Below are 13476 nucleotides of genomic sequence, written 5' to 3' on the forward strand. Positions count from 1 at the left end.
TTCGCGGCGTGGTTCTGGACTGGCCGGCAGGAGTCAGCTGCGCTCTGAGTGTCCACAAGGGACGCTTTCCGGCGATGAAATGTCTGCTTCAAGGCCCATGTGCCCGGTTTGGCGAGGGGGTCGTCAGTGGCAAGTAGGGTTCTATTCAGGAGTAGGGCAAGGGGGCAGGTTGCGAAAGCCACTTTTGCAACGTCAGCGGGGATGGGTAGTGCGAGAGGTCGGCGCAGGCGGTAGTGAAGGCCTCCTTCCCTACCCTCAGGGTAGGGAAGGAGGCCTTCACTACGCGTTGGTGAGCCTCACGGCCTGGGTACATGTCGCGAAAGGCCGCGAGCTGTCCGCCCACCGCGCCCGGCACGTTTGCCGTACCCCTCAATAACCCGAATCGCCACTCACGACACGGTCCGCCGTGGTCCTCACGTGCCGCCGTGGTCACCCGGAACGGGTGGGCTTCAGGCGTTGAGCGCGGCCTGCAGCTCGATGTCGATCTTGACCTTCTCCGACAGGAAGGCGTTGCCCTCCGGGCCGATGCCGAAGTCGCGACGGTTCACGGTCGCGGTGGCCGAGACGCCGAGGGTGGTGGCGTTGTCGTTGGCCGGGTTGGTGCCGATGCCGTTGAACTCGGCCTCGAGCGAGACCGGGACGGTCTTGCCGCGCCAGGTGAGCTCGCCGTCGATGACGTAGTCGCCGCCGTCCTCGCGGATGCCGGTCGAGCGGAACGTGATGACCGGGTGCTCGTCGACGTGGAAGAAGTCCTCGGACTTGAGGTGCGTGTCGCGCCCGTCGACACCGCTGGCGACCGACGAGGCGTCGATCTCGACGGTGACCGACGAGTCGAGGATGTTGTCGGCGGTGACGACCTCACCGGTGAAGGCGGTGAAGTTGCCCCGGGACTTCGCCAGGCCGAGGTGCTTCACGGTGTAGGCGATGTCGGAGTGGGCGGTGTCGATCGTCCACTTGCCTGCGACGTAGCCCGGGATCTCGGTGGTGGTCATGAGAGTCGATCTCCAAAAAGTCTGGGTGCGTTCGTGGTGAACCCTCGTCTGGTTGAGCGCTCAACCATGACTGTAGCGCAATTTGGTTGAGCGTTCAACCAGGGGTAGAATGGGTGGCATGTCCGAACCCCGATGGCTCTCCGACGAGGAGCAAAAAGTCTGGCGCGACTTCTCCGCGGCCACGCGAATGCTGCAAGCGCACCTGGAGGGCCAGCTTCAGCACGAGGCGGGCATGCCCCACACGTACTACGAAGTGCTCGTCGCCCTGTCCGAGGCGCCGGACCGGCGGCTACGGATGAGCGAACTGGCCGACGCACGGAAAGCGTCGCGCAGCAGGCTCTCGCACGCGGTCGCGCGGCTCGAGGCGAACGGCTGGGTCCGCCGTGAGTCGTGTCCCACCGACAAGCGCGGTTCCTGGGCGGTGCTGACCCCGGAGGGTTTCGCCGCGCTGGAGGAGGCCGCGCCCGGGCACGTCGAGGCCGTCCGCGAGAGTCTCTTCGACCCGCTGACCCCCGAACAGGTGAAGGCGCTCGGCGAGATCAGCGCCGCCGTCCTGGGGCGGCTGTCGCCGAAATGCGCCGCCGCCGAGGCGGAACTGGCGATGCGGGAAGAGACCCTCGCGGACCTCGAGGACTCGGCCGAACTGGCCAAAGCGGACTGACCGGAACCCGGTCCGGGGGCGGGCGCGACGACGAGTGTCGGTGCGGGTGGATAGGCTTCGGGAGGCCACCCGACCCTGCTGCTTAGGTGCACCTGAAGAACCGATGCTCAACATTTTCGCGCGCGCCTCCGTTTCCCGCGTCACCGACCCGATGGGGAAGGTGCTCGTGCGCGCCGGGCTGACCCCGAACGCGATGACCGTCATCGGCACGGCCGGGGCGGTGCTGTGCGCGCTCGGGTTCTTTCCCAACGACATGCTGCTGTGGGGCACCTTCACGGTCTGGGGCTTCGCGATGCTGGACCTGCTCGACGGCGCGATGGCCCGCGCCCGCGGGTACGGCACGGCGTTCGGGGCGGTCCTCGACGCGACCTGTGACAGGCTGGTCGACGGCGCGTTGTTCGCCGCGATCGCGTGGTGGTGCTTCGTCCACGACGACAACCGCCCTGCCGCGGCCGCCGCGCTGATCTGCCTGGTGCTCGCGCAGGTCATCTCGTACGTCAAGGCCCGCGCCGAGGCCTCCGGGCTGGAGGCGGACGGCGGGCTCGTCGAACGCGCGGAACGCCTGATCATCGCCCTCGTGGGAACCGGGCTGCACGGTCTGGGCGTTCCGTACACCGTGGACATCTCGCTCTGGCTCCTCGCGGTGCTTTCGGTGATCACCCTGCTGCAGCGGACGGCCGCGGTGGCCAAGGCGGCGAGGGCCGCCAAAGCGGCCGGGCCACCCGCCGCGGAGGGCGGAGCATGAGCGGGTTCTCCCAGCGGCTCAGTGACTTCGGCTACGCGGCGGGGTGGCGGCTCGCGCGCTGGCTGCCGGAGTCGGCGGGCGCGGTGACCTTCGGGCTGGGCGCCGATCTGGCCGTCCGGCGGGACGGCGGCGGCGTCCGCCAGCTGCGGCGCAATCTCGCCAGGGTGGTGCCGCAGGCCGACGGCGTCGAACTCGACGAGCTGACCCGCCGTGCGATGCGCTCCTACGCCCGCTACTGGCACGAGATGTTCCGGCTGCCCTCGATGGACCACAAGGAGGTCAGCCGCAAGGTCGCCCAGTCGATCACCGGCGTGGAGAACCTCGACGCCGCCCTCGCCGAGGGCAACGGCGCGGTGATGGCGCTGCCGCACAGCGGGAACTGGGACGCCGCGGGCGTCTGGCTCGCGGACTATCTCGGCGGTTTCACCACGGTCGCGGAGCGGCTGAAACCCGAATCGCTGTACCAGCGGTTCGTGTCCTACCGGGAATCGCTCGGCTTCGAGATCGTCCCGCTGACCGGCGACAGCTCCGCGATGCGCGTGCTGCTCAAGCGGCTGCGGGAGAACAAGGCGATCTGCCTGGTGGGGGACAGGGACCTGACGAATTCCGGCGTGCCGGTCAAGTTCTTCGGCGAGCAGACCCGGATGCCGGGCGGGCCGGCCAGGCTGGCCGCCACCACCGGTGCCGCGCTGATCCCGGCCGGCTGCTGGTTCACCGAGGACGGCTGGCAGATCAGGCTGCATCCGCGGATCCGGGTGACGAACCGGTCCGAGGTGCCGGCGGCCACGCAGGCGCTGGCGGACATCTTCGCCGGGGACATCGCCGCGCATCCCGCCGACTGGCACATGATGCAGAAGTTCTGGCTCTCCGACTTCGAAGCCGGGGAACAGGCTACCCTCGGCGAAGCGAGCTGAGCCGATGGCTCAGGCGCGGGTCATGAAGATCGGGATCGTCTGCCCGTACTCGTTCGACGTACCGGGCGGCGTGCAGGGACACGTCATCGATCTCGCGAAGGCGTTGCTGGCACGCGGGCATCAGGTCTCCGTCCTCGCTCCGGCGGACGAGGATTCCGACGTCCCGGATTTCGTCGTCCCGGCGGGGAAGGCGCTCGGCATCCCGTACAACGGCTCCGTCGCGCGGTTGCAGTTCGGCCCCGTGTCCTACGCCCGGGTGCGGCGGTGGATCCGCGACGGTGACTTCGACGTCCTGCACCTGCACGAGCCTGCCGCGCCGAGTCTTTCCCTCTTGGCGCTGAAGGTCGCGGACGGCCCGATCGTGGCGACCTTCCACACCGCGACGACGCGTTCGCGCACACTGGCGGCGTTCCAGCCGGTGCTGCGGCCGCTGCTGGAGAAGATCACCGCGCGGATCGCGGTTTCGGCGCTGGCCCGCAGGGTCCAGGTCGAACACGCCGGCGGCGATGCGGTCGAGGTGCCCAACGGCGTCGACGTCGACTTCTTCTCCCGCGCGCTCCCGCTGGACGGCTACCCGCGCGCGGGAGGCACGGTCGGGTTCGTCGGGCGGTACACCGAGCCCCGCAAGGGCATGGGAGTACTGCTGGAGGCGTTGCGGATGCTGTTGCCGGAGTTCGAGGAGCTGCGCCTGCTGGTCGTCGGCCGTGGCGACGCCGATCAGCTCCGCCGCGAGGCCGGCCCTGAGCTGGCGCCGCATATCGACCTGCTCGGCCAGGTCGACGACGAGACGAAGGCGCGGGCGCTGCGAAGCGTCGACGTCTACTGCGCGCCGAACACGGGCGGCGAGAGTTTCGGGATGATCCTGACCGAGGCGATGGCGGCGGGCACGCCGGTGCTGGCGAGCGGGCTGGACTCGTTCCGGCGGGTGCTCGACGACGGCAAGGCCGGAATGCTGACCGAGACCGGCGACGCCGCGGCGCTGGCCGACGGCCTCCGCGAACTGCTCGGTGACCCGGCCCGCCGGGTGTCGCTGGCGGCGGCCGCCGGGGAACGCGTCGCGATGTTCGACTGGTCCGTGGTCACCACGCAGGTGCTGCGGGTCTACGAGACCGCGATCGCCGCCGATCCCCGGCGCGTCGGCGCGGGTGAACGTGAGTTCAGCCGATGACGACCTGGGTGTGGATCGGTGGTCTCGTGGCCGCGATCGTCGTACTGGGCGGGCTTTTCCTGCTCGCGACGGCGAACAGGCTGGACAGGCTGCACGTCCGGACGGATGCGGGCTGGGCGGCGCTCGACGCCGCCCTCGCGCGGCGCGCCGTCGTCGCCAGGGCGGCCGCGGCGATCCTGGGGGACGAGGAGCTGCGCGCGCTGGCCGAGCGTGCCGAGCGGGCGCCGAGGCCGGATCGCGAAGCCGAGGAAAGCGAGCTGACGTTGCGGCTGGCACGCGTCGACCGAGCGGCCCTGCCGACGCCGCTGGCCGAGGAGCTGACCGACGCCGAACACCGCGTCGTCATCGCGCGGCGCGTGCACAACGACGCCGTCCGGGACACCCTGCACTTGAGGCGGCGGCGGAAGGTCCGGTACTTCGGCCTCGCGGGGACCGCCCGGCTTCCGGAATACTTCGAGATCGCCGAACCCGAGCTGTAGGAGGACGAGCCCATGAGCGAGCGGCTGCTGGTGGCGGTGTTCGCGACGCCCGTGGCGTCGTTCCTCCTGCGCTACGGCAAGGACCTCGGCTTCAAGACGTTGCTGTTCGAGCCGGACGGCGCACGGGTGACCGACGTCGGGGACGGCTTGGACGCCCTCACGACGGTGCCGGACCTCGGTCCGGACGCCGACGTCGTCGTCACCGATCACGACCGGCCCGAGCTCGGCGACGTCCTCAAGGCCGTGCTGGACCGCCCCACCAGGTGGGTCGGCGTACTCGGCAATCCGCGCCACGCCGGCCCGCACGTCGCCGCGCTCAAGGCATTGGACGTTCCCGACCACGAGATCGCCCGGGTCCATCGCCCGGTCGGGCTGAACATCGGCTCACGCACGCCGCCCGAGATCGCCGTCGCCACCCTGGCCGGTCTGCTGGCCGACCGGAACGGGCGACCGGGCGGCTTCGAGTTTCAGTAGGCCAGCGTTTAGTCCTCTGAATGCGGTCCTTGCATGCGCAAGTACCGCATTCAGAGGACTAAACGCGGCGTCAGTAGGCCACCGCCCCTTCCGGCATCGGCTCGAACCGGGCATGCCTGCGGGTGAACGTCGCCGTGCCCGAGGTCAGCGAACGCAGGTCGATCGCGTAGCGCAGGAGCTCGACCGCGGGGACCTCGGCGCGGATGACCGTGCGTCCGCCTTCACCTGATTCGGTACCTAGCACGCGGCCGCGCCGGGACGAGAGATCGCCCAGCACGGTGCCAAGATGCTCGTCCGGAAGCCGTATCGCCACCTCTTCGAGCGGTTCGAGCAGCGCGATCTTGCCCGCCGCGGCGGCCTCCTTCAGCGCCAGCGCGCCCGCCGTCTGGAACGCGGCGTCCGACGAGTCGACGCTGTGCGCCTTGCCGTCGACGAGTGTCACCCGGATGTCGATCAGCGGATGGCCGTCGACGATCCCTCGCTGAGCTTGGGCCCGGACCCCTTTTTCGACGCTCGGGATGAACTGGTGCGGCACCGAGCCGCCGACGACCTTGTCCACGAACTCGAAGCCCGACCCCCTCGGCAGCGGCTGGACCTCGATGTCGCAGACGGCGAACTGGCCATGGCCGCCGGACTGCTTGACGTGCCGTCCGTGCCCGTGGCCCGGACCGGCGAAGGTCGAACGCAGGCTGATGCGGACGGGCTCGGTGTCCACGTCGGCGCCTCCCGCGCGCAACCGCGACAGCACGACGTCGGCGTGGGCCTCGCCCATGCACCACAGCACGAGCTGGTTGGTCTCGGCGTTGCGGTCCAGCCGGAGCGTCGGATCACCCGCGACGAGCCGGGAAAGGTTGCGCGCCAAAGTGTCTTCGTCGCTGCGGGTCTTCGCGACGACGGCGACCGGCAGCAGCGGTTCCGGCATCGCCCAGGGCTTCATGATCAGCGGATCGTCCGGTGAGGAAACGGTGTCGCCCGTTTCCGCCGAGCCGACCTTGGTGAGCGCGCACAGGTCGCCCGCGACGCAATACGGGACTTCGCGCAGGTTCGCTCCGAGCGGCGAGTACAGATGCGCGACCCGTTCGTCGGCGTCGTGATCCTCGTGCCCTCGTTCGGCGAGCCCGTGGCCCGAGACGTGCACCGGCCGTTCGGGGCGAAGCGTCCCGGAGAACACTCGCACCAACGACACCCTGCCGACGTAGGAGTCGACAGCGGTCCGGACCACCTCGGCCGCCAGCGGGCCGTCGGGATCGGCCCGGAGTCCGGCGTGCGGTTCGCCGGTGGGGGAGGTGACCTCCGGAGGGACGTGCTCCAGCGGCGAGGGGAAGGCGCGCACGATCCCGTCGAGGATTTCGGCGAGTCCCACCCCGGTGGTCGCGCACACGGGGATCACCGGATGGAAGGAGCCGCGGGCGACCGCGGTTTCGAGGTCGGCGATCAGCGTGTCCTCGGCGATCTCCTCGCCGGCGAGGTATCGGTCCATCAGTGACTCGTCCTCGCTCTCGGCGATGACCCCTTCGATAAGTTCGTTGCGGGCCTCGGTCATCCGGGCGAAATCGGCCTCGTCCGGCTCGCCGACCTGGGGTGGGAAACCATTCGAATAGTCGAAGTAGCGGCGCGTGATGAGCCCGACGAGCCCGTCACGCGAGGGCAGGTACAGCGGCAGGACTCCGGCGCCGAAAGCCTCCTGGCAGGCCGCGATCTCGCCTTCGGGGTCGGCGCGGTGATGGTCCAGCCGGGAGACGACCACCGCCCTCGGCATGCCGACGGCGGCGCATTCCTCCCAGACCGCGATCGTGGCCGCGTCGACGCCTTCCGCCGCGCAGACCACGAACAGCGCGGCGTCGGCGGCTCGAAGCCCGGCGCGCAGCTCGCCGACGAAATCGGCGTATCCGGGGGTGTCGATGAGGTTGATCTTGTGGCCGTGATGCAGCACCGGCGCGACCGAGAGGCCGACCGACCGCTGCTGCCGGACCGCCGCGGGGTCGTGGTCGCATACCGTGGTGCCCTCGACGACCGAGCCCGCCCGGGTCACCGTGCCGGACGCGGCGAGCAGCGCTTCGGCGAGTGTCGTCTTGCCTGATCCCGACGGGCCGACCAGGACGACGTTGCGGACCTTCGCCGGGTCGTCCACAGCGACGGCGGCCCCGGAGTCTCCGTTCTTGCTCTGTTTGTCGGCCATGCCGGTCTCCTCACCACACGATGCCGCGTACAGATGTGTCCTCGATCACACACCCGCGAGAGGCGTCGCGGCAAGGCGGCCGGCGAGGGAACCCCCGAATGTCGACGCGCCGTTATGCTCGATGGCGGACACCCGGAGGCGAATCCGACGGTGGGGGATGAGCGATGGAGCTCGACAGGCGAACGGTGTTGCGGCTGGCGGGGGCGGTCCCGGTGATGGCGGCGGTGCCCGCGGAGCCTCCCGGGGGCGGTGGTCAGTGGGAACGGTTGCGCGCCCGGTTGGCGGGTGAGCTGGTCCGGCCCGGCGACCCCGGGTACGACGAAAAGAGGCTCGGGTTCTTCAGCCTCTACGACCATCGGCTGCCCGCCGGTGTCGCGGTCTGCGCGAATGAGGACGACGTGCGACACTGCGTCGATTTCGCGGCCAGGCAGCGGATTTCGATCGCGGCCCGCTCCGGTGGGCACAGTTACGCCGGCTATTCCATTGTGGACAAAGGGCTGGTCGTCGACCTGTCCCGGCTGAACACGGTCGAGATCCTGCCCGGCGGCCGCGCGGCGATCGGGGCGGGCGCGCGGCTCGGCCAGGTGTACGAGGCCTTGGCCGCGGCGGGTCGCGCGCTGCCCGCCGGCAGTTGTCCCCAGGTCGGAATCGCCGGGTTGACCCTCGGCGGCGGGATCGGCGTCTTGGCCCGTAAGTACGGGCTGACCTGCGACAATGTGGAATCTGTCCGCTTCGTCGGCGCGGACGGCGAGGTACGCCCGGTGTCGGAGGAGACCGCGCCGGACCTGCTGTGGGCGTTGCGTGGCGGTGGCGGCGGCAACTTCGGCATCGTCACGTCGTTCACCTTCCGCACGGCGGCGGCCAGGACGCTGACGAACTTCAACCTGGTCTTCCCTCCGGCCGCGCTGGCGGCCTTGGTCGCGGCCTGGCAGGAGTGGCAGCCCGCGATGCCGGACGAGTTGTGGTCGGGGATGGGCCTCGGCGCCGCGGCCGCGAACTGCGGTGGCTGTTTCGTGGGCTCCGCCGCGCACGTGAACCCGTTGCTGGACGATCTGGTCCGCCGCGTCGGCATCCAGCCGCTCAAACGCGAAGTGGCCGAGCAAGGCCACTTGGCCACCATGCGGACCTACGCGCAGGAGTCCGCCTTCCCGGCCGCGGTCGCGCAGCGCGGGGAATATGTGGCCACTTCGCGGATGCTGACCCATCCGGTGCCCGACCCCGACGCGCTCGCGACGTTGCTGAGCAGCGATCCCCATCTGTACTCGATCGTGGACGCGTACGGCGGCGCGATCGCGCGGGTGCCGTCGAGCGAGTCGTGCTTCCCGCACCGGTCCGCGCTGGGCAGTGTCCAGATCATCCGTGGCCTGGAGGGCGGCGAGGCGTACGCGCGCCAGGTGATCGGCCGGGTCCGGGACGAACTCGGCCGCGAATACGGGCGGGCCGGGTACGTCAACTACATCGACCCAGAGATGCCCGAGTGGGCAAAGGCGTACTACGGCGACAGCCTGCCGCGCCTGCGCCGGGTGGCGCGGAAGTACGACCCGGACGGCCTGTTCGCCTTCGAACAGGGCCTGGCCCGCTAGCTCCCGTTCGCGTTTGGTCCTCTGGATGCGGTACTTGAGCGCGCAAGTACCGCATCCAGAGGACCAAATGCGGGCCAGATCACCCAGTGGACTGCTGAAATCGCCGCGAACTGGCCTGCTTCAGAGGTCCAAAACCGGCCTACGCTCGGAGGCGTCACCCCACCTCGTGCGCTTTCCGAAAGGTCCAGCAGTGTCTGACGACTCCACGAACACGGCCAGCACCTCGCTCACCGGCACGGCCCGGGTCAAGCGCGGGATGGCGGAGATGCTCAAGGGCGGTGTGATCATGGACGTGGTCACCGCCGAACAAGCGAAGATCGCCGAGGACGCCGGCGCTGTCGCCGTGATGGCGCTCGAGCGGGTTCCCGCGGACATCCGCGCGCAGGGCGGCGTCGCCCGGATGAGCGACCCGGACCTGATCGACGGCATCATCGAGGCCGTTTCGATCCCGGTCATGGCGAAGGCCCGCATCGGCCACTTCGTCGAGGCCCAGTTGCTTCAGTCGCTCGGCGTCGACTACATCGACGAGTCCGAGGTGCTCACCCCGGCCGACTACGAGAACCACATCGACAAGTGGGCCTTCACCGTGCCCTTCGTCTGTGGTGCGACCAACCTCGGCGAGGCGCTGCGCCGGATCAACGAGGGCGCGGCGATGATCCGCTCCAAGGGCGAGGCCGGCACTGGCGACGTCTCGAACGCGACCACGCACATGCGCAAGATCCGCGCGGAGCTGCGTCGCCTCTCCTCGCTGCCCGAGGACGAGCTTTACGTTGCGGCAAAGGAACTTCAGGCCCCGTACGACCTTGTCAAGGAGGTCGCGGAGAAGGGCAAGCTCCCCGTCGTGCTGTTCACCGCGGGCGGTATCGCGACCCCGGCCGACGCCGCGATGATGATGCAGCTCGGTGCCGAAGGTGTGTTCGTCGGCTCCGGCATCTTCAAGTCCGGCAACCCGGCGCAGCGCGCCGAGGCGATCGTCAAGGCCACCACTTTCTACGACGACCCGGACGTCATCGCGAAGGTGTCGCGCGGTCTCGGTGAAGCGATGGTCGGGATCAACGTCGACGACGTGCCCGAGCCGCACCGCCTTTCCGAGCGTGGCTGGTAAAGACTCGGCTTCTGTACGGGACGGCCCGGCGCTCCTCGATGAGCGCCGGGCCGTTCCGCGTGTATCAGGGGGTGGGGCCGTTTCTGGTCAGCACGCTGCCTTGTGCCGCGGCACTGAGTGTCGTGGTCCCGTCCTGGCTGATCACGTAGAGGTCGCAGCGGCAGGTGGCCTGCCGTCGGCCGCTGTGCAGGACCCGCGCTTCCGCCACGAGCCGGATTCCTTGTGCCGGGCGCAGATAGTTGATGCTGAAGCCGCCGGTGAGGACATCCGGACCCAGTGTGGTCCCGGCCGCGAAGGTGATCGCGTTGTCCGCGGCGTAGGCGAGTACGCCGCCGTGGAGATATCCGTTCTGTTGCAACAGGTCCTCGCGGATGTCGAGTTCCAGGGTCGCGGCACCGTTACCGAATGAGGAAACCCGGGCCCCGAGAAGAACGCTGAACGGTTGCGAGGCAAGGCCCTTCCGGGCGTCTTCGAGGGTCAGTGCGGTCATCAAAGCCACGCTTTCAGGTCGGCCAAATCCACCATGGGCATTCCCCAGCGCAGTGCCGCGACTTCGAGGTCGGCGCTGCCTGCCATCGTGCCGTCGGGGTTCATCACTTCGCAGCACACGCCGACCGGGGGAAGGCCGGCGGCGGTGCACAACGCGACCGTCGCCTCCGTGTGCCCGGACCGCTCGGCGAGCAGGCCTGGCCGCGCGGCGAGCGGGAACACGTGTCCAGGACGCAGGAAGTCCTTGGCCGTCGCGTCCGGGGCGGCCAGCTTCCGCACGGTGGCGGCACGTTCGGCAGCGGAAACGCCGGTTCCTGTTCCCGTGGCCAGGTCGACCGGTATCGACCACGCCGTTCCCTGCCGGTCGCCTTCGCCGGGCATCTGCGCGATCTCGAGGCGCCGCAGCACTTCCGGCGCGCACGGCACCGCCGGAAAGCCGCAGACCTTGGTCAGCAGGAAGGTGAACGACTCCGGGCGGAGCCGCGCGCCGGCGAAGATCACGTCGCCCTCGCCCTCGGTCTCCGGATCCCACACGACGACACCGCCACCGGCGGCGAGCTGGCGCAGCACCTTCTCCACACCGGCGCGTCCGTCGACGTGACCGGCCCACGGCAGCTGGGGCAAAGCCTTACCCACAGCCGAAGGTGGTGCCTTCTCGACCAAACGGCCGACCAGGTCGAGTTCCAGATTCACCCGGTCTCCGGCTTTCAGATCGCCGAGTGTGGTGGCCGAGCGGGTCATCGGGAGCAGCACGACCGAGATCCGGTCACGCAGGACCTCGGCGATGGTCACGCTGACACCGTCGAGGGCGATCGGGGACTTCGCGAGCAGCCTGTCCAGCAAACGCTGCGGCGGCCGGAGCCAGATCCGGCGGGAGCCGCCTTCGTCGTCGATCCGGATCACTTTGCCGACGGCGTCGACGTAACCCTGTACCAAATGGCCGTCCAGCGGATCGCCGACCTGAAGCGGCGTCTCGACGTTGACTGCGTCCCCGGCCGCGAGCGTGTCGAACGTCGACCTGTGACGGGTTTCCGCGGAGAGCACCGCCTCCAAGGCATCGTCGACCGGCCGTACGGTGAGCCGTACCCCGTTGACGCATGCCGATCCGCCATCGCGGACGCGGCTTGCGCTCTTCGGCGCCCGCACACGCAGCACGTCGCCCTTGATCTGTTCGACGGCACCCAGCTCGCCGATTCGCCCAGTGAACATGAATCATCACCCCATTTGACGCCGTACCCCGGGAAGTCCGGCGACGGCCGGACGAAGGGGACGCGGGGTGTCACCGCCTGGTCCCGGAATCGCGCCGGGTCGTTCCACCCCGTCGGCGGAACCGGCCGACTGTACGGCCGCACCGTGGAATCGCACCACGAGTCGATCATAGCCGGAGCCAGGATCGGTTTCGAGGCCGAGGAGAGTCGAGCCCCTCAGTGCCGCGGCCGCTTGGCCGGCGGTCCCGCCGATCCGACCGGGCGGACCTTGCCCCATCGGGCAACCAGGACTGGCCGGGGATCAGGTGGACGAGATCGTGATCACCGGGCGCTGGGGATTCGGCGATTTCGGACCATGCGGACGGGCCGGCTTATAAGGTCCGGACATGAGTCAGTCGATCCGGTTCACCGATCCCAACTTCAAGCTCGCGGTCGTCCAAGAGCTGATGTACAACCAGGAACTCCTGCCGAAGTTCGACCTGGGGCAGTACGCCGCCGAGAAGGGCTTCACCTACGACGCCGGCAGCGTCGAGGCGGTCCCTGAGGCCTTGGCCTACTTCGCGGCGCTCGAGGTCCCCGCTGAGTTCGCGGAGAAGATCACCGAGATCGAGATGGACGGCGGCAACGAGATCTACCTTCAGATCGCGCCGAACTGGGACGGCGAAGACTCCCTGTTCGACGTCGACGAGTTCGCCGACGTCGAGCATTTTCCCCATCTGAAGTCGATGACCCTGCTCTACACGGGCAACGACGAGGCGCTGGAGACGCTGCGCGCCCGCGGCATCGAGGCGGACTGGGTCTGACCGGTCACCTGCGGATCTAAGCGGACGCACCTCGTTCCCTTTTCGACCGCTTAAGCATCGGGTAGCGGATCACGGGACCTTGATCCCGGCGTGCGGAGGGCACGCCCGGATCAAGGAGGACAAATGCGCAAACTTCGGTTCGTTTCCGCGGCCTTGGGCGCCGCCGCGATCGCGACGGCACTCGTCGCGACACCCGCTTCGGCCGCGACAGACGGGGCGGCCGCCCTGAAGTCTGCCGGAGTCGACGTGGCGAAGCTCGCTCCGGGATGGAAGGTCGTCGGGGACCAGATCGTCTGGAACGGTGGGGAGACCACTCTGTCGCTGTCGCCCAGCGCGGCCAGCAACTGCCAAGCGAACTACGTGTGCCTGTACGAGCATCGCGACTTCGGCGGACGGCGATTGCAGTTCCGGGACCCGGGGCTGAAAAATCTGGTCGATTACGGATTCAACGACCAGATGTCGTCCTGGCACAACCGACGCGGAGTCGACGCCCGCTGGTACTACAACATCGGTAGCGGGACCAGTCGCTGCATGCAGGCGGGAGCCCGATCGTCGTACGTGGGCAACGCCGACAACGACCAGGCGAGTTCGTTGAGAATTTACACCTCGGCCAGTGCCTGCTGAGTAGGACGTTCCTTCGAATGCCGGACGCCACCCTCGGATATTTGTGACACTC

At 69.1% G+C, this 13476-nt stretch carries 14 protein-coding genes; 10 read left to right on the forward strand and 4 right to left on the reverse strand.

The genetic code is table 11. The annotated features are described in order from the left end of the window. Positions 1–449 precede the first annotated feature (449 nt). Positions 450–992: a YceI family protein gene (locus tag AC069H_RS20010; protein ID WP_034307837.1), complete on the reverse strand. Its 543-nt coding sequence runs from the start codon at positions 990–992 to the stop codon at positions 450–452. Between the two features lie 118 nt (positions 993–1110). Between AC069H_RS20010 and AC069H_RS20015 the strand changes: the two genes are divergently transcribed. The 6 genes from AC069H_RS20015 (at position 1111) to AC069H_RS20040 (ending at position 5433) form a co-directional block, all read left to right on the forward strand. Continuing rightward, positions 1111–1653: a MarR family winged helix-turn-helix transcriptional regulator gene (locus AC069H_RS20015; protein ID WP_478233373.1), complete on the forward strand. Its 543-nt coding sequence runs from the start codon at positions 1111–1113 to the stop codon at positions 1651–1653. A gap of 103 nt (positions 1654–1756) precedes the next feature. Next, positions 1757–2398 (forward strand): phosphatidylinositol phosphate synthase, encoded by a 642-nt coding sequence (gene pgsA / locus AC069H_RS20020; RefSeq protein ID WP_125683102.1) that lies wholly within the window; start codon positions 1757–1759, stop codon positions 2396–2398. Further along, a complete protein-coding gene (locus AC069H_RS20025; RefSeq protein ID WP_478233374.1) occupies positions 2395–3312 on the forward strand; it encodes a phosphatidylinositol mannoside acyltransferase in 918 nt (305 codons plus the stop codon). The genes pgsA and AC069H_RS20025 overlap by 4 nt, the downstream gene beginning before the upstream one ends. A 22-nt stretch (positions 3313–3334) precedes the next feature. Beyond that, complete coding sequence (locus tag AC069H_RS20030) at positions 3335–4480, forward strand: glycosyltransferase family 4 protein (protein ID WP_219153844.1); 1146 nt, start codon at positions 3335–3337, stop codon at positions 4478–4480. Then, positions 4477–4959, forward strand: a complete 483-nt coding sequence (locus AC069H_RS20035) for an NUDIX hydrolase (RefSeq protein WP_478225927.1) — start codon at positions 4477–4479, stop codon at positions 4957–4959. Before AC069H_RS20030 ends, AC069H_RS20035 begins: the two co-directional genes overlap by 4 nt. 12 nt (positions 4960–4971) lie before the next feature. Further along, positions 4972–5433, forward strand: coding sequence for an XdhC family protein (locus AC069H_RS20040; protein WP_478233375.1), 462 nt, complete (start codon positions 4972–4974; stop codon positions 5431–5433). A 70-nt stretch (positions 5434–5503) separates the two neighbouring features. Here AC069H_RS20040 and AC069H_RS20045 read toward each other — a convergent pair whose 3' ends face one another. Beyond that, on the reverse strand, positions 5504–7612 hold the full coding sequence (locus AC069H_RS20045) for an elongation factor G-like protein EF-G2 (RefSeq protein WP_478233376.1): 2109 nt from the start codon (positions 7610–7612) through the stop codon (positions 5504–5506). Between the two features lie 164 nt (positions 7613–7776). On the opposite strand from AC069H_RS20045, the gene AC069H_RS20050 reads away from it, so the two are divergent. Together AC069H_RS20050 and pdxS are read left to right on the forward strand one after the other, a co-directional pair. Next, positions 7777–9195 (forward strand): FAD-binding oxidoreductase, encoded by a 1419-nt coding sequence (locus AC069H_RS20050; RefSeq protein ID WP_478233377.1) that lies wholly within the window; start codon positions 7777–7779, stop codon positions 9193–9195. A gap of 190 nt (positions 9196–9385) precedes the next feature. After that, positions 9386–10300 (forward strand): pyridoxal 5'-phosphate synthase lyase subunit PdxS, encoded by a 915-nt coding sequence (gene pdxS, locus AC069H_RS20055; RefSeq protein WP_478225931.1) that lies wholly within the window; start codon positions 9386–9388, stop codon positions 10298–10300. Positions 10301–10364: 64 nt separating this feature from the next. Here pdxS and AC069H_RS20060 read toward each other — a convergent pair whose 3' ends face one another. Both AC069H_RS20060 and AC069H_RS20065 read right to left on the reverse strand, forming a co-directional pair. Next, complete coding sequence (locus tag AC069H_RS20060; RefSeq protein WP_478225932.1) at positions 10365–10790, reverse strand: PaaI family thioesterase; 426 nt, start codon at positions 10788–10790, stop codon at positions 10365–10367. Further along, a complete protein-coding gene (locus AC069H_RS20065) occupies positions 10790–11998 on the reverse strand; it encodes a riboflavin synthase (RefSeq protein WP_478225933.1) in 1209 nt (402 codons plus the stop codon). Before AC069H_RS20065 ends, AC069H_RS20060 begins: the two co-directional genes overlap by 1 nt. A 385-nt stretch (positions 11999–12383) precedes the next feature. Between AC069H_RS20065 and AC069H_RS20070 the strand changes: the two genes are divergently transcribed. After that, on the forward strand, positions 12384–12800 hold the full coding sequence (locus AC069H_RS20070) for a DUF6892 domain-containing protein (RefSeq protein ID WP_478225934.1): 417 nt from the start codon (positions 12384–12386) through the stop codon (positions 12798–12800). 123 nt (positions 12801–12923) lie between these two features. Further along, positions 12924–13424, forward strand: coding sequence for a peptidase inhibitor family I36 protein (locus AC069H_RS20075; RefSeq protein ID WP_478233378.1), 501 nt, complete (start codon positions 12924–12926; stop codon positions 13422–13424). The last annotated feature ends 52 nt before the right edge of the window (positions 13425–13476 follow it).

Source organism: Amycolatopsis sp. NPDC043887 (assembly GCF_056435665.1).